The organism is Fontivita pretiosa (assembly GCF_050410795.1).
Classification (GTDB): domain Bacteria; phylum Planctomycetota; class Phycisphaerae; order Tepidisphaerales; family Tepidisphaeraceae; genus Fontivita; species Fontivita pretiosa.
Genome location: NZ_CP191258.1, coordinates 926,735 through 940,996 on the forward strand (window position 1 = coordinate 926,735; position 14,262 = coordinate 940,996).

At 64.3% G+C, this 14,262-nt stretch carries 15 protein-coding genes; 7 read left to right on the forward strand and 8 right to left on the reverse strand.

Translation table 11 applies throughout. From position 1 onward, the window contains the following. The 6 genes from ACQS5P_RS03665 to ACQS5P_RS03690 all read right to left on the reverse strand — a co-directional run bounded on the left by ACQS5P_RS03665 (nucleotide 1) and on the right by ACQS5P_RS03690 (nucleotide 6,580). The gene (locus tag ACQS5P_RS03665; RefSeq protein WP_428939549.1) at nucleotides 1-462 is read right to left on the reverse strand and encodes a ubiquinol-cytochrome c reductase iron-sulfur subunit; all 462 of its coding nucleotides are present in this window, start codon (nucleotides 460-462) and stop codon (nucleotides 1-3) included. Between the two features lie 20 nt (nucleotides 463-482). Continuing rightward, nucleotides 483-1,505, reverse strand: a complete 1,023-nt coding sequence (locus ACQS5P_RS03670) for a tetratricopeptide repeat protein (protein ID WP_428939550.1) — start codon at nucleotides 1,503-1,505, stop codon at nucleotides 483-485. Then, complete coding sequence (locus ACQS5P_RS03675; protein ID WP_428939551.1) at nucleotides 1,486-2,910, reverse strand: cytochrome c3 family protein; 1,425 nt, start codon at nucleotides 2,908-2,910, stop codon at nucleotides 1,486-1,488. Before ACQS5P_RS03675 ends, ACQS5P_RS03670 begins: the two co-directional genes overlap by 20 nt. A gap of 149 nt (nucleotides 2,911-3,059) precedes the next feature. After that, nucleotides 3,060-4,463 (reverse strand): sensor histidine kinase, encoded by a 1,404-nt coding sequence (locus ACQS5P_RS03680; protein ID WP_428939552.1) that lies wholly within the window; start codon nucleotides 4,461-4,463, stop codon nucleotides 3,060-3,062. Then, entirely contained in the window at nucleotides 4,460-5,539 is a 1,080-nt protein-coding gene (locus tag ACQS5P_RS03685) for a HAMP domain-containing protein (protein WP_428939553.1), read from the reverse strand. The genes ACQS5P_RS03680 and ACQS5P_RS03685 overlap by 4 nt, the downstream gene beginning before the upstream one ends. 24 nt (nucleotides 5,540-5,563) lie before the next feature. Then, entirely contained in the window at nucleotides 5,564-6,580 is a 1,017-nt protein-coding gene (locus ACQS5P_RS03690) for a phosphate/phosphite/phosphonate ABC transporter substrate-binding protein (RefSeq protein ID WP_428939554.1), read from the reverse strand. Between the two features lie 130 nt (nucleotides 6,581-6,710). Here ACQS5P_RS03690 and ACQS5P_RS03695 point away from each other — a divergent pair, with 130 nt between their 5' ends. Further along, the gene (locus ACQS5P_RS03695) at nucleotides 6,711-7,100 is read left to right on the forward strand and encodes a nitrous oxide-stimulated promoter family protein (RefSeq protein ID WP_428939555.1); all 390 of its coding nucleotides are present in this window, start codon (nucleotides 6,711-6,713) and stop codon (nucleotides 7,098-7,100) included. A gap of 28 nt (nucleotides 7,101-7,128) precedes the next feature. Then, nucleotides 7,129-8,475 (forward strand): radical SAM protein, encoded by a 1,347-nt coding sequence (locus ACQS5P_RS03700; RefSeq protein ID WP_428939556.1) that lies wholly within the window; start codon nucleotides 7,129-7,131, stop codon nucleotides 8,473-8,475. A 28-nt stretch (nucleotides 8,476-8,503) separates the two neighbouring features. Here the strand turns inward: ACQS5P_RS03700 and ACQS5P_RS03705 are convergent, their stop codons facing one another. Continuing rightward, complete coding sequence (locus ACQS5P_RS03705; RefSeq protein ID WP_428939557.1) at nucleotides 8,504-9,874, reverse strand: sigma-54-dependent transcriptional regulator; 1,371 nt, start codon at nucleotides 9,872-9,874, stop codon at nucleotides 8,504-8,506. Between the two features lie 99 nt (nucleotides 9,875-9,973). Here ACQS5P_RS03705 and rfaE2 point away from each other — a divergent pair, with 99 nt between their 5' ends. After that, a complete protein-coding gene (rfaE2, locus tag ACQS5P_RS03710; RefSeq protein WP_428939558.1) occupies nucleotides 9,974-11,455 on the forward strand; it encodes a D-glycero-beta-D-manno-heptose 1-phosphate adenylyltransferase in 1,482 nt (493 codons plus the stop codon). A gap of 9 nt (nucleotides 11,456-11,464) precedes the next feature. Here rfaE2 and ACQS5P_RS03715 read toward each other — a convergent pair whose 3' ends face one another. Next, nucleotides 11,465-11,992 carry a hypothetical protein gene (locus ACQS5P_RS03715; protein WP_428939559.1) on the reverse strand — a complete coding sequence of 176 codons (528 nt, stop codon included), beginning with the start codon at nucleotides 11,990-11,992 and terminating at the stop codon, nucleotides 11,465-11,467. A gap of 244 nt (nucleotides 11,993-12,236) precedes the next feature. Between ACQS5P_RS03715 and ACQS5P_RS03720 the strand changes: the two genes are divergently transcribed. The 4 genes from ACQS5P_RS03720 (at nucleotide 12,237) to ACQS5P_RS03735 (ending at nucleotide 14,259) form a co-directional block, all read left to right on the forward strand. Further along, nucleotides 12,237-12,566, forward strand: coding sequence for a DUF883 family protein (locus ACQS5P_RS03720; protein ID WP_428939560.1), 330 nt, complete (start codon nucleotides 12,237-12,239; stop codon nucleotides 12,564-12,566). A gap of 107 nt (nucleotides 12,567-12,673) precedes the next feature. After that, a complete protein-coding gene (locus ACQS5P_RS03725; protein WP_428939561.1) occupies nucleotides 12,674-13,189 on the forward strand; it encodes a phage holin family protein in 516 nt (171 codons plus the stop codon). Nucleotides 13,190-13,208: 19 nt separating this feature from the next. Further along, nucleotides 13,209-13,727: a hypothetical protein gene (locus ACQS5P_RS03730; RefSeq protein ID WP_428939562.1), complete on the forward strand. Its 519-nt coding sequence runs from the start codon at nucleotides 13,209-13,211 to the stop codon at nucleotides 13,725-13,727. Between the two features lie 313 nt (nucleotides 13,728-14,040). Then, a complete protein-coding gene (locus tag ACQS5P_RS03735) occupies nucleotides 14,041-14,259 on the forward strand; it encodes a hypothetical protein (RefSeq protein ID WP_428939563.1) in 219 nt (72 codons plus the stop codon). The last annotated feature ends 3 nt before the right edge of the window (nucleotides 14,260-14,262 follow it).

Here is a 14,262-nt window from a genome sequence, read left to right on the forward strand (position 1 = left end):
CTACATCACGATCAGCTTCCCGTCCTTGATTTGGAACTCGACCTTGCTCAAGGGAGCGCTGACCGGACCGCGGATCACCTTGCCGGTCGAATCGAACATCGCGCCGTGGCACGGACAGCGAAAGATGCCTTCGCCCGCGTCCCAGATCACATTGCACCCCAGATGCGGACAGGACGCGCTGAAGACGCTGGGGCCATCCTGCATCGCCAGCACAATCAACTGCTGCCCGCGCAGCTCCAGATACTGCGCCTGACCGGCACTGAGCCGGTCCAGCGGAACCTCCAGCGGCTTGTTGGCCTCCAGTTGCTCCGGCAGCGACAGGAACGCGGCGATCGGGAAGCCCACCATCGCCGCCGACGTCACCGCCATCACCCCGATGCAGCACTTGCAGAACGTACGTCGGCCGTCACAACAGACATCCGGCTGGTTCGGGGCTTGTGAGATGCACTGTGGATCGCTCATGGCCCTGCTCCTGTGCCGCGTCATTGCGATTCGCTCTGCTCCAGCAGCAGTTGGGCGGCACGTTTGTAGCTGGCGGCGGCGTCGTCCAGTCGCCCACGCTGCTCCAGGATCATCCCCAGCAGATAATGCCCGCGGGGCAATGTGGGGTTCCGCGCCAGCACGTCGCGGATGATTCGCTCGGCCTCGTCCAGCTCCGTCCCGCCGCGCAGAGTCTGCACAAACGCCAGTCCGATTGATGCCTCCACCGACGCGGGCTGCGCCGCCAGGACATGCCGGAACTGCGTCTCGGCTTCGGCCATACGCCGATGTTTCAACAGCAGCGCACCCAGATCCAGGCGAGCCTGGAGCAGATTCGGATCTATCTCGATGGCCTGGCGCAACTTTTCCTCAGCCAGTTCATCCAGCCCGCGGCGGGCCAGTTGCCGCGCGAGCATCGCCAGACGGTCGGCTCGGACCTGCGGCGAGGACTCCGCCGTCGTGGCCGGCGGGCGTTGCGAGTCGGCGAATCGCTCGGGGCTGAGTTTTCCCGCAGCCACCAGCAACGCATCGGTCAGCAGATCAGAAAATCGCGAGGTGTAGCCGGGGACGGCATAAACCACGCGCCCCTGCGCGTCGAGTACGACCAGCGACGGCATGACCGCAACCTGATAGGCGTCGAACGCCTGCCGCAGCGGATCATGCAGGATGGTCCGCGGCAGCCGCTGAAACGGACCGGCTTCGATCTGCCGGGGCTCAATGTCTCCAGCCACGATCAGCCAGGCGGAGATCTTCTGGTCCGCCAGGCGTGGATCATGCAGCACCGCGTGCAGCTCGTCGCAGGCGCGCCGTGTCCTCTCGTGATACAACTCGCCGAACAGCAGCACGACGATTCGGCCACGCTCCTGCTCCAGCGAATGCTCCACGCCCGCCAGGTCTTTGAGCCTGATCGCCGGCGCCTGCTGTCCGGGCTTGAGATGACTGACCGCCCGTGCCGAGCCGCTGGCGGCCAGCAGCACACCCAATCCGACCAGCAACCTCAGCCATTTAGGGAGTCGCGATGGCATTGCTCTGCTCCTGCGGCCTGGTGGTCGGCAGCCTGGCGCTGCCGCCGTGGTCGTAGTCTCTGGGTCCGTGACATCCTGGCGAGCACCGCCCGCCTGATTCCGTCTGCTCGTAATTGATCTCCAGCATCCACCCCCTGTCCCCGAAGGGCACAGCCTGGCGGATGTGGAAAGGCTGCCGGGAAGCATGCACCTCATGGCAGGCGCGGCAGGTACGCCCCTTCTCCTGGTTCACGTGCAGCCAGTGCAGGTTCAGATCTCCCTTGCGAAACCGCGTCAGCCCCACGCCGTTGCGCTTCAGCACCAGATCCGGAATGTGACAGTTGAAACACAACGCGTACTGATCGAGCTTGAACGGGGCGTAGAACTCCGGGGGATAATCGGCCAGCAGAAGCCTGAAGCGCTGCCCTGCGTGAGGCTGATGGCAGGCCGTGCATGCCCCCTGACGAATCGGGCCGTGATGCTGTGGATTCTCCTCCAGCAGCGACGCCATATTCGCAAGCTCCCGTCCATCCGCTGCTCGCGTCGCACGGTCGTGGCAACCCAGGCACTGCTGCGGCTGCGTCCGTCGCTGCAATTTCGGCAACTGTGAAAAGTGCGGCGAATGACAGCCCAGACAACCGCCAGGCTCGGTCGTCGCGCCGTGAACTACGGCGCTGCTGGCCAGCGCCTTGCCCAGTTCCTTGTGACACGACAGGCACAGCCCGGGTGCGCCGTCGCGAAGCTGATAGCGATGGTCCGAGGCGTGGGCATCGTGGCAGGACGTGCAGTTGTCCTTCACGGGCGCATGCACGTGCCGTCCAAAGTCGCCGCAGGCCACAAGCTCGGAATGACAACCGATACACAACTGCTGCGGCGGATCCGTCAGGAGCTTGGGCTGCCACGAAGAATGCGGCTCGTGACACAGGATGCATGCTCCGCTGCTTACCGGACCGTGCACAAACTTCCTGTTCTCAAAGCCCTGCTGTTTGTGGCAACTGAGGCACAACCCCCGTGTCGGATCGTCCCGGAGCATCGCGCGATGAGCCGAACCATGCGGATCATGGCATCCCGTGCATCGACCCTGCCTCACAGGAGTGTGGACGGTCGTGCGATGTTTGAGGCTGTGGCAGTCCCCGCACAACCGCTCGCCCGGCGACGCCAGTCGAAATCGGTGTTCCCTCGGCTCATCATACTGATGACATGCCAGGCATTTTGCCTGAGCCGTCGGACCGTGCATCACCCTGCGGTTGACGATGCCTGCGTGGCAGGTCTGGCTGGCGCAGTACTCGGTGACGGTATTGGGCCTGGCGACTGTGGTGGTCGGCGATGCTGCCGGGGCCGCGGCGGCAACCTGCCCGATCACCCATGCCGCAGCACCTATCACCAGCCCGATCTTTGCCCGCGCGCATGCGCCTGTATGCTGCACGTCAGGCTCCTGTTGAGAAATGGCAACTGCGACGCCGTCGCAAAGAACAGACCAAAGGATCGGATTGACTTAACTCTTGACGGATTAAGGGAAAAGACAGGCGAAAAATCCCATTCACGGGCTACTTCTCGCCCATGTTTTCCCACTATTCAGATAGACTTGTCCTGTGTTTTCCCGTTTGCGGGACTGCCCGCCGCCTGTGCCAAGTCCGACGCGGCCGCCTGCACCGGCAGGCGAATGATGAAACTGGCGCCCTTGCCTGGCTGGCTGCGCACCGTGATGCTCCCGCCCTGCTTTTGAATCAGACTGTAGCTGATCGACAGCCCCAACCCCGTGCCCTTGCCCGGCGGCTTGGTCGTGAAAAACGGCTCGAACAATCGCCCCATGTGCTCCGGCAGAATCCCCGTTCCGTTGTCGCTGACCTCGATCAGGCACCATCCCTCGCGCCGGTCGGTGCGGATCGTCAGCACCGGCTCGGGCGTCTGCGACATCGCATCCAACGCGTTGATGATCAGGTTCACCAGCACCTGCTGTAGCGCCTGCGGTAAAAGCCAGACACGCCCGGCCTGCGGCGAGTACTGCCGCTCCAGACGCACCTGCTTCAGCCGCTTGTCGAACCGGAGCATGTGCAGCGCCTGCTCCACCACCTCGTTCAGCTCCACCGTCTGCCGCTGCATCTCCGCCGGATGCGCAAAGGTCTTCATCTGCTGGATGATCTGGTTGATCCGGTCGATCTGCTCCCGCAGTGTGGCAATCGCCTCCGGACGCACGCGATCCGGCTTGCGCTGCATGAGCTGCAGCAGACTGTCCATGCTGGCCAGAGGGTTGGCGATCTCGTGTGTCACGCCCGCGGCCATCTGCCCCAATGCCACCATCTTCTCATGCTGAATCATCGCCCGCTGCTGGCGTTTGAGCTGCCGCGTCATCAATCGGATGCGCCGGTTCTGCCGCAGCAGCCGCCGCCGATGACTCCGCAGGCTGCGCGTGATGTGATTGGCCAGATGCACCGTCGCCAGCAGCGTCAGAATCCGAGCCGCGAACATCAGCCGGTCATTGCGCTCCGCGGGCCAACTGCGCGTCGCCCACAGGGCTGCGCAATACATGATGATGACCGCTGCGGCGCCCGCGTAGGCCATCGCCCGCGGCAGCAGCAGGCTCGCGAACACCATGTGCAGCACGTAAAAAGGCGTCAGCGGACTGTCCACCCCGCCGGTCCAGATCACCAGCAGCGTCAGACAGAACATGTCCAGCAACAACTGAGCCCAGGCCGACAGCAGCAGAAGCGCCCTGCGGTTGGGTCCAATCGGCCGGCGCCCGATCACATGCAGCGTCCACCACAGCAGCAGGTTGTAGAAGACGATCGCGATGCCAACCAGCAGGATTCGCGGCGAGTGCGCAAACCACCCCAGCCAGCGCATGTCCGCCATCGCGCCCAGCGTCACGATCAGTCCCGCCAGCCACCGCAGACGGATGAACCACCGGAGCTGAACCAGCAGCGGTCCTCGCCGCTGCGCCGTACCTGGGATCCGGCCACTGTCGTCGCGCTGGCTCATGAGTGCTGGAGTTGGCTGGCGGCGAGGTCGGCCGGCTGCTGCCCGTGCTGCTGCCCTTCCTGTTCAACCGATCGCCGCAGGTCCAGCATCTTCGTGCCAGGGACGTAATCCGTCAAAACGATTCGCCTCACGTTTTTCAGCGATTGCACCGTCCGGGTTACCCGCTCCAGACTCTCATGAATCTCCCGCAGGCACTTCTCGATGCCCGGCGCGCCGGTGGTCTGGCGGCTTAGCTTGGCAAGCTGAAGGTCGATGATCGCGATTGCGTTGTTCAGCTCGTGGTTGATCGTTACCGCCACCTGGCCCAGCGTCTCGATGCGCTTTCGCTCGTTGGCCTGGAGCTGTTCGGCCAGCGAGTTGTACGCCCGCGCCAGCTCATCAAACTCGTCGTGCTGATCGAGCTCGATACGGCAATCAAACCGCTCAGCACCGAGCAGTCGGGTGGCGGCCACCAGCTTCTCCACCGGGCGCACCACGATCGATCCCATGCGCAGCAGCACCATGACCGAAACGTTGATCACGACCAGGAACACCGCCGCCAGCCCCAGCACCAGGTTGCGAAAATGGGTGGTAAGCTCGGTCTGCTCGCGGTAGGCGTGGTCACGAACGTAACGGCTCAGAGGCAGGGTGGCTCGCCGCAGGGCGACGGCGGCGTTCAGCGCCGCCTCGCCGTGTTGCCGGGCCAGCGACGGCTCCTGCACCGTCGCCAGAACACCCACGTGCTGCTCGAACATCGGCATCTGCTCGACGATGCTCTGATACAGCGGCGCGCATGCCGGCTCATGGACCAGGTAATGCCTTCCGATCCGCTCGACGAGCTGCCGTGACGACTCGATCGCCTCGATCAGCCCATCCAGATGCCGCTGCTGACCAAGCTGGATCTGGTACAGATCACGTTCGATTTCGTTGACCGTGATGCTCAGGGCGTTGACGTCGTCCACCACGCTCCATGCCACCGCGCTGACGTGGTTGAGCCTGGCCAGGATCCCCTGGAGGAACCAGATCGCCGCCACCGCTGTCAGCAGCAGCAGCCCCACCAGAGGTCCGAGGTTCAGCAGCAGTTTTCGACGCAGCATGTCACAAGCACCCAGTCTCAGAGCCTATTCGGCGGGGCTGGTTTGCGGGATCAGCCGCGGCGACTGGTTCGTCGTCGCCCCTGGCCGCCGAACCGGTGGCTCGCCCGATAATCCGATCGCGTTCCATCGCGCCGCCAGCGCCTGGCTCATGTCGTAGATCGCCGAGTACTCCTCCAGCGAGCAGGGCACGAACCGTTCGGCGCCGAACTGCTCCAGCACGGCGCGGCCCTGGGGCGTGGAGTCCATCTTCATCAGCTCGGCGGCAAGCTCGCGGCCCAGCGGATCGACCACGTCGCGGCGAACCACCAGGGCGTTCTCCGGCACGGCCGGGCTGATGGCCAACCGCCGCAAGCGCAGCTTGGGCTGTTGGACCTTTTCCAACTCATGCAGACGCAGGTCCTTGACCGCGCCGGCGTCGGCCTGGCCCGCCTGCACCGCGCCGATCACCTCGTCGTGCGTGCCGAGCCATAGCGGCGTGGGCGCCGCCGACGGATCGTCCAGCCATCCTCGCTTTGAGAACTCCGCCATCGGAAACAGGTGCCCCGCCAGCGTCGTGCGGACCATCGCAATGCGCCTGCCGCGCAAGTCCTGCATCGACTGGAGAGGCGAATCTTCCGGCACGATGATCACACCGCGATAACTGCTGATCCCCCCGGGCAACTCCGTCTTGAGCAGCACCTGTGCATCCAACTGGTCCACCGCCAGCACCGCCACCAGCGACCCCAGAAACGCCGCCTCCACCTTCTTCTCACGGAAATCCTCGATCACGTCCTGGTAGGTCCGCACGGTCAGCAGCTCGACCTGTCGGCCCAGCCGCTGCGAGAGGTACTCGGCCAGCGCGCGATACCGCTGCCGCTGCCCGAAGATGTCGCGCTCAGGGACGATTCCCAGACGAAGCAGCGGACCGTTGATCGGTGGCCTGGCACGAATCGCCGAGGCATCGCTGGGCGCGGGGGTCTGGGGCACCATCCCCAGCCACGCCAGCAGCGTCAGCCCGCTGAGCAGCACCATGGTGAAGATGAAGCAGCGTCGCGCGTGCATCGGATGGTTGCCCGCCGACAACACGGGCGGCGCACCCGCCTTGCCGGGGGATCAACAGCGATGTATCAAAATGCGGACCAGAACATCCTGTGTGGCACGGCTTCTGCAATGCTGAGACTGAGGTGCAATTATGCCCACTGCGTTGGCCCAACAGGATCCAGCCAAGCCCCGCGCCGATGAGTTGCGGCACGACCTGAAAACCCTGGCGCTGTTTATCAGCCTCTACTGCCGCTATCAGCACAAACAGGCGTGCAAGGCGCCGGTCCAGCTCAAAACCCATGATGTTCAGGCGATTGCCGGTCGCCCGATCCTGCTGTGCCCGCAGTGCACCAAACTCCTTGCACATGCGTTTGTTAAGCGAACGCACTGCCCGATGGACCCTAAACCCATGTGCAAGCACTGCCCCAGCCATTGTTATCACCCGACGTATCGGGAGCAGATCCGGCAGGTGATGCGCTATTCCGGCAAGAAACTGCTGTTTGCTGGGCGCCTGGATTACCTGTTCCATTTGCTGTTTTGAGCAGACGGGAGCCTCAGGTTTCCCGACGATGAGAAGTGGCGATGGAAAACGATACAACCCACAGAAGGTTAAAGCCGCCGGCAAGGAAGTCAGGTGGCAGTTGATCGACCAAGGCAAGCAGAGAAGCGCGAGGACGAGTATGACCATCCCGCTGCCAACCGTCGCCGACCCAGTTCCAAGTGATGCGGTCAGTGCCACCAGCACCCGCCGGCTGCTGGACCCGGCGGCCCCGCCCCCGCCGCCTCTGCGACTGTTGTTCTGGGAAACCACCACCGGCTGCAACCTCGCCTGCGTCCATTGCCGCAGGCTTGAAGTCTCCCGCCAGCTCAGCAGGCTCGACCTGACCACCGAACAGGCCAGGCAGTTCATCCGAACCCTCCCGGAAACTGGCCGGCCCATCCTGGTCTTCTCCGGCGGCGAACCGCTGATGCGCCCGGACCTGTTCGAACTGGCCGAGTTCGCAACAGGTTTGGGTCTGCCCATTGCCCTGGCGACCAACGGGACGATCATGAACGACGAGCTGGCCGCCCGTGTCCGTGACGTGGGCTTCCGGCGAGTCTCCATCAGCTTCGACGGACCCGACGCCCCAACCCACGACCAGTTCCGCGGCGAAGGCGCCTTCGCCTCCTCCGTCGCCGGATTCAAAGCCCTGCGCAACGCCGGCCTGTCCATGCAGATCAACACCACCGTCGCCAAGCACAACGTGCGAAAGCTCGACGAGACATACAGGCTGGCGCTGGACCTTGGCGCCGACGCCCTGCACATCTTCATGCTCGTTCCGGTGGGCTGCGGAATGGAGCTGGATCCCAGCGTGATGCTCAGCGGCGAGGAATACGAGGCCGCACTGAACTGGATCTACGATCGCAGCCTTGAAGGCAAAATCCACCTCAAGGCCACCTGTGCTCCGCACTATTTCCGAGTCATGCGTCAGCGCGCCAAGCAGGATGGCCGGCCAATGCCGCACTTCGCGCATCCGCATCGGAACATGGCTCATCCGGCGCAAACCGGACCTTCAGGACCACATCACGGGCTCGGCGCACACCCCGGCGCCCATGCCGACATGACCGCCATGACCAAAGGGTGCCTGGCCGGTCAAGCCGTCTGCTTCGTGTCGCACACCGGCGAGGTCTTCCCCTGCGGCTACCTGCCGGTGTCTTCGGGCAATGTGCTGCGAACGCCTTTCCCGCAGATCTGGCGGCAAAGCACGATCTTCGCCGACCTGCGCGACGACTCCAGGCTCGAAGGCAAATGCGGGGTTTGCGAATACAGCAAAGTCTGCATGGGCTGCCGCGCCCGCGCCTATGGCTTCACCCACGACTACCTCGCCGAAGAACCCAACTGCACCTACACGCCGCTGCGCATGCGCCGAGGCTGATGCTGCGCATCCCTGAGCTGACCGAGGCTCATGCCCCGCCGCCGCTCTCACCCACATTCTTCGGGATATTCAGTTCATCCAGTTTCCGATACAGGCTGGATACGCCGATCCCCAGGTGCTTGGCGGTCTCGACCTTGTCGTAGTTGTGACGCCGCAGGCTGTAGAGGATGTGTTGTCGCTCGAATTGCGCCAGGGCTTCTTTCAGATCCTCGCCGACATCGTCGCTGATTCCCTCGGCCGTAAAGGGCAGGTCCTCCACGCCGATCTGCCGCCCCTCGGCGAAGATCACCGCCCGCTCGATCACGTTCTCCAGCTCGCGCACGTTCCCCCGCCATTCGTGGTTCAGCAGCGCCCGCATCGCGCCGTTGGTCAGCCCCAGCACACGCTTGTTCATCTGCCGGGTGTACTTGTCCAGGAAGTGGTGTACCAGCAGCGGGATGTCCTCCTTGCGTGCCCGCAGCGGCGGAAGCGTCAGTTTCACCACGTTCAGTCGGAACAGCAGGTCCTCGCGGAACTGCTTTTCCGCCACCATCTTCTCAAGGTCCTGGTTGGAAGCGGCGATGACCCGCAGCTCGATGGGCCGGGGGTGCGTGTCGCCCACCGGCACCACCACCTTTTCTTCCAGCACCCGCAGCAGCGAGCTTTGCACAGCCAGCGGCAGCGTCGAGATCTCATCCAGAAACAGCGTTCCGCCGTTGGCCGCCTCGAAGTAGCCCACCTTGTCGCGGATCGCGCCAGTGAACGCCCCGCGTCGGTAGCCGAACAACTCGCTTTCGATCAGCGTATCGGGGATCGCGCCGCAGTTGACCGCCACGAACGGTTTGTCGCGGGTGATTCCGTTGTAGTGGATCGCCCTGGCGAAAAGTTCCTTGCCCGTGCCTGATTCTCCGATGATCAGCACATTGCTGCGCACGGTTCCAAGCTTCTTGACCATGTCGAACAGCCGGGTCATCGATTTGGAGATGCCCACCAGATTGTGGAAGGTGCTGTTCTGCGCCGCCTGTTCGGTCATCACGCGCTGCGTGCGGCTGAGTTCGCTGAACTCCAGAGCCCGCTGCACCTTGATCAGCACATCATCAAACTGCACTGGCTTGAGCAGGTAATCGTGCGCTCCGGCGCGCATCGCCGCCACGGCACTTTCCACCGTGCCGTAAGCGGTCATCATGATCACGGGCGTCTGCGGTGCGACCTTCTGCAGATGCGACAGCAGCGCAAGGCCGTCCATCTCCGGCATGCGCACGTCCGAGAGCACCAGGTCGACGGGGCGATCCACTGCGATCTGGTACGCCGCCTTTCCGTCGCCCGCCTCCAGAACTTCGTAGCCTTCCTCACGAAGCAGCTCGGCCAGCGACTGCCTCAGGACCGTTTCATCCTCAACAATGAGAATCGTCTTGCCCATGCGTCAGAATACTGTAGCCAATCTGCCAGCCACTTTCCCGCCTCGGCGGGGGTGGCCGGGTTTCGATCGGACCGACACGATCGGTACAATGGCCAGTCTATGCCGACCCGTCTGATCGAGCTGGTGGAGAAGCTGCCCTCGCGGCGAGTGGTGCTCGTCGGAGACCTGATGATCGACCATTACGTCTACGGCAACGCCGAACGCCTCAGCCAGGATGCCCCTGTCCCGGTGGTGCATTACCAGCGGGAGGAGTTTCGCCTGGGCGGCGCCGGACGCGTCGCCGAAGACCTGGCCAAGCTTGGCATGCAGGTGGACGTGGTCTCGATGGTCGGGACCGACGCGACCGGCAAGCGGATACGCTCGCTGCTGGCCGAATGCGGCGCCAGCGACGCTGGCGTAATCGACGTGCCGCAGCGGCCCTCGACCTGCAAGATGCGGTTTGTGGGGCTGGCGCAGCATCGTCATCCCCAGCAGATGATCCGCGTGGATTTCGAGGACGCTTCGCCGATCGACTCGGAGCTGGCCAGGCGAGTCGCGCATCGGTTCGAACGATCGATCGTCGGAGCCGCGGCCGTGTGCATCGAAGACTACAACAAGGGGCTCTTGCCCGCGGAGCTGTGCGAGCGGATCATCCGCACATCGCAGGATCACGGCGTGCCGGTCTTCGTCGATCCGGCGCCCATCAGCGACTACCGCAAGTACGCCGGCGCCACCGCCATCACCCCCAACCGCATCGAGGCCGAACGCGCCACCGGGCTGAAGTGCACCAACGAGACCGAATACCGCGCCACCGCCGAGATGCTGCTGGATGTTCTCAGGCTCGAGGCGGCGGTGCTGACGCTGGATCGCAACGGCGCCTACCTGGCCACGCGACAGGGACAAAGGCTGTGGCTTAAAACGCGCGAGCGAAAAGTCTACGACGTCGCCGGCGCCGGCGACATGCTGCTGGCCATGCTCGCCGCCGCGCGGATCGGTGGGGCAAGCTGGGACGAGGCCGTGGCGCTGGGCAACGTCGCGGCCGGACTCGAAGTCGAACGCGCTGGCTCCGTGCCCATCACCCGTGACGAGATCATCCAGGAACTGCTCAGCGAAGTCCGCGAGCACCTGGGCAAGCAGCGAACCCTCGAACAGCTCCTGCCTGAACTGAATCGCCACCGTGCCAGCGGCAAACGCATCGTCTTCACCAATGGCACCTTCGACATTATCCACCTGGGGCACGTCAAATACTTCCAGTGGGCCAAACGGCAGGGAGACCTGCTGGTCGTCGGCGTCAACACCGATGCCAGCATCCGCAGACTCAAGGGAGACAAACGCCCGATCATCAATCAGGCCGATCGCCTGGGCGTGCTGGAAGAACTGGAAAGCATCGACTACCTGATCACCTTTGATGAGGACACGCCGATCAAGTTGATCGAACAGATTCGCCCCGACGTGCTCGTCAAGGGCGCGGATTACACCAAGCAGCAGGTTGTCGGCTGGGATGTGGTGGAAAGCTACGGCGGACGGGTGGCGCTGGCGCCGCTGGTGGATGGCCGAAGCACCACCTCCGTCATCCAGCGAATCCTCGACGCCTACCGCTGAAGCCGCCCATCACTCGGCCCGTTGTGGCAGCACCTGCTCCAGCGCATCGGGGCTGACGCCCGGAGGGGGGCGAATCTCGGTGATCTTGGCGGCGGCGGGGTCGGTGCGCTTCACCCAGTTCTTCGGATCATCCCCCGTACCTGGCAGCTTGACCTCGATCCCGCTCAGCGCCTCCACCGACGCCAACTCTCCGGCCGGACCCTTGGCTCGCGCTTCCTCGATCCGCTTCTTGGCCTCCGGAGTGTAACGCTGGAGGTACGCCACGAACTTGGTCTTGCCCCCGTCGTAGGTGTACACGAACGCCAGATACGCCGGCTTACCCTGATGCTCGAAGGGCGGCAGCTTGCTGGCGTCATCGGCAAACCACGTCTTGCCGTCGTCGATCGTGAAATAGGCCTTGCCCGCCGTGAACTCGGCGGTGTTGTCCCCGCCGCCCACCAGTTGATACACGATGATCCCAAGCGCCACGAGGATGATCAGAGCCGTGGCGCCGGTGGTGAAGGCAGGGTTCTGGTTGAGCGTTTCGCGGATGCCCACGTTCAGCTCCTTTGCACCGATCAACCCGCAATTGGCCGCCGATTCCGCCCGGGCGGGCCTTGCGGTAGACCTGATGAACGACTGGTTTGTGCCAATCTAGCAGGGATTCTCGCGACAGACAAGAAATCCGGCATGTCGGCTCAATTCCGGCATTTTTTGGCGCTGCCTGCCGCCGCGGCGGCGCTTTACCATCCTCGCAGACAAACCCGATCCGACGGCCGGATCATTTCGAAAGGAGCCGGATATGTCACGCAGCGACGCAGGCATGGAGCCGCAAAGCCAGGCATCCGTCCAGGGTCAGCAAACCCCCGGCAGCGCCACCGAGAGGATTCGCCAGACCGCTTCCCACATCCAGCAGGACCTGCGCGAGATGGGCAGCGAGGTTCGCGAGGCCGCCTCCGAAAAACTCGATGAACTGCGCCAAACCGCCAGCGAGTACTACCAGCAGGGCCGGCAGCGAGCCCAGGAGTGGGAACACGGACTGGAACGCTTCGTGCAGGAAAGGCCGATCCAGTCGCTGTTGATCGCCGCGGGCGTGGGCATGCTGCTGGGGATTCTGTGGCGGCGAAGCTGACCGCAATGCCACATCGCGAGTGTCGAATGCCGAAAGTCAATCACCCATGACCAGATCCATTTGACACTGGTCTGGCGGCATTCGGTATTCGCCATCGGACCACAGGCATGGACCAGCCACGCATCCAACCCCAGGCCGACAATGGGCACCAGGCCGATCCAGCGGATCGTCCCGAGGAGCCGACCCAGGCCATGCGACAGGCCATCGCGCAGCTCATGGAGGCCAGGGAGTACGCCCTGTACTTCCTGGCCGCCAAGCTCGACGCCTGGAAGCTGTCGATTCGCAAGGCCGTGGTGTGGACGGCGGTTGGAGCGGTGGCATTGCTCCTGTGCGCGGCGATGCTGGTAACCGCGGCGGTCATCGCGGTGCTGGGCCTTGCCCAGGCGGTCGGCGTGCTGCTGGGCAGCCAGGACGGGCCGCGAATCTGGGCCGGCTACCTGATCGTTGGCTCGCTCTTGATCGCTGTTGTCGCCCTGGCAGCGTGGCTGGGCGTCAGAAGAATCTTTGAACGCTCCCGCAAGCGAACGGTGGATCGTTATGAGCGATGGATTCAGCGTCAGCGCGTTGACTTCGGACACGATGTCCGACAGCGCAGCGCCGAACAACACACCGCCAACTTCTGAGCGGCCGTCGAGCCGGCCCATGGGCAGCCGCGGCAGCCCCAAGCGTCCGGCCGCCGCACTCGACGAGGCCCAGTTTCTACGCCAACAGGCGCAGCAGGCACGCGACGCCATGTTGCGCGCTCTGGAACTGGCCGCACGCAACCTCGCTCATGGCGCTGATCCCCGCGCCTGGGCGCGGGAACACCCCTGGCTGACGGTGGGCGCCGCGGCGGCGGGCGGGTTCCTTGCCGCCGTTACCCTGGTCCCCACACGCCAGCAACAGTTGCTCCGTGAGCTGGCCAGAATCGAGCGCGCCATCGCTCCGCCGCCACCGCACGCCAACGGCCTGAACGGCCAGTCGCATCGCCCCACTGCGCGCCACAGGCTGCTGCGACGCCTGCTGCGTGAAACGTTCAAGCTGGTTCGACCGGCGCTATTGAGCGCGATCACCGCGGGGATTACCGCCAAAGCCGCTGCCGAACCTCGGCAGCCCGACTCGCCAGCCGACGACCCCGCTGCCACGCCGCAACACCACACGCAATCGCCCATGTCCCAATGAGCCGGCCGCATCAGCCGTGCTGGCGGTCAATCATGGGCCACGGTTTTTGGCCATCACCGGCCTCGCGAAGGCATTTTTGTGATATTACCGGACCCAGGGCTTGCGTCCGGCGCTTCCGTCAGCAATGGCAGATTCTGCCTGGCTTGACGCTGGCGGCGCGATTGCACTGTCGCGACGCGGATTTTCCGTTGGCGTGTAAACCACGGCGGGGTAGTTTTGGGTGGTACCGCGAACCTGCTGTGCGGGCCTGCCGGCGCGGTCGTCGTGGTCGATCGCCCAGGCGGGCGCCCGCCCCGTCGGAAAGTAGTCGTCGATGCGCCCGCGGCCTGGTCAGTTCGTTGTTCGTCTGCTGTTGGTCGCCACGCTTGCGATCACCCCACTGCTGCCCCCGACGCAGACCACCGATACACGCGTCGCCAACGACGACGATCCGGCGGTGACTTCCCTCCAGCGCGAGGTCAAGCTTCGCAAGCTGCACCTGGTCCGCCCCGACCTGATTCCCTACCCGATCCTGTTCGAAGTGTACTGCTGATGG

Bases quoted from the DNA above. Each gene is read 5' to 3' on its own strand.
- ACQS5P_RS03720 (WP_428939560.1), top strand. From the start codon at position 12,237: ATGTCACGCAGCGACGCAGGCATGGAGCCGCAAAGCCAGGCATCCGTC.
- ACQS5P_RS03735 (WP_428939563.1), top strand. From the start codon at position 14,041: ATGCGCCCGCGGCCTGGTCAGTTCGTTGTTCGTCTGCTGTTGGTCGCC.
- ACQS5P_RS03705 (WP_428939557.1), bottom strand. From the start codon at position 9,874: ATGGGCAAGACGATTCTCATTGTTGAGGATGAAACGGTCCTGAGGCAG.
- ACQS5P_RS03700 (WP_428939556.1), top strand. From the start codon at position 7,129: ATGAGAAGTGGCGATGGAAAACGATACAACCCACAGAAGGTTAAAGCC.
- ACQS5P_RS03690 (WP_428939554.1), bottom strand. From the start codon at position 6,580: ATGCACGCGCGACGCTGCTTCATCTTCACCATGGTGCTGCTCAGCGGG.
- ACQS5P_RS03685 (WP_428939553.1), bottom strand. From the start codon at position 5,539: ATGCTGCGTCGAAAACTGCTGCTGAACCTCGGACCTCTGGTGGGGCTG.
- ACQS5P_RS03730 (WP_428939562.1), top strand. From the start codon at position 13,209: ATGGGCAGCCGCGGCAGCCCCAAGCGTCCGGCCGCCGCACTCGACGAG.
- ACQS5P_RS03665 (WP_428939549.1), bottom strand. From the start codon at position 462: ATGAGCGATCCACAGTGCATCTCACAAGCCCCGAACCAGCCGGATGTC.
- rfaE2 (WP_428939558.1), top strand. From the start codon at position 9,974: ATGCCGACCCGTCTGATCGAGCTGGTGGAGAAGCTGCCCTCGCGGCGA.
- ACQS5P_RS03680 (WP_428939552.1), bottom strand. From the start codon at position 4,463: ATGAGCCAGCGCGACGACAGTGGCCGGATCCCAGGTACGGCGCAGCGG.
- ACQS5P_RS03670 (WP_428939550.1), bottom strand. From the start codon at position 1,505: ATGCCATCGCGACTCCCTAAATGGCTGAGGTTGCTGGTCGGATTGGGT.
- ACQS5P_RS03725 (WP_428939561.1), top strand. From the start codon at position 12,674: ATGGACCAGCCACGCATCCAACCCCAGGCCGACAATGGGCACCAGGCC.
- ACQS5P_RS03695 (WP_428939555.1), top strand. From the start codon at position 6,711: ATGCCCACTGCGTTGGCCCAACAGGATCCAGCCAAGCCCCGCGCCGAT.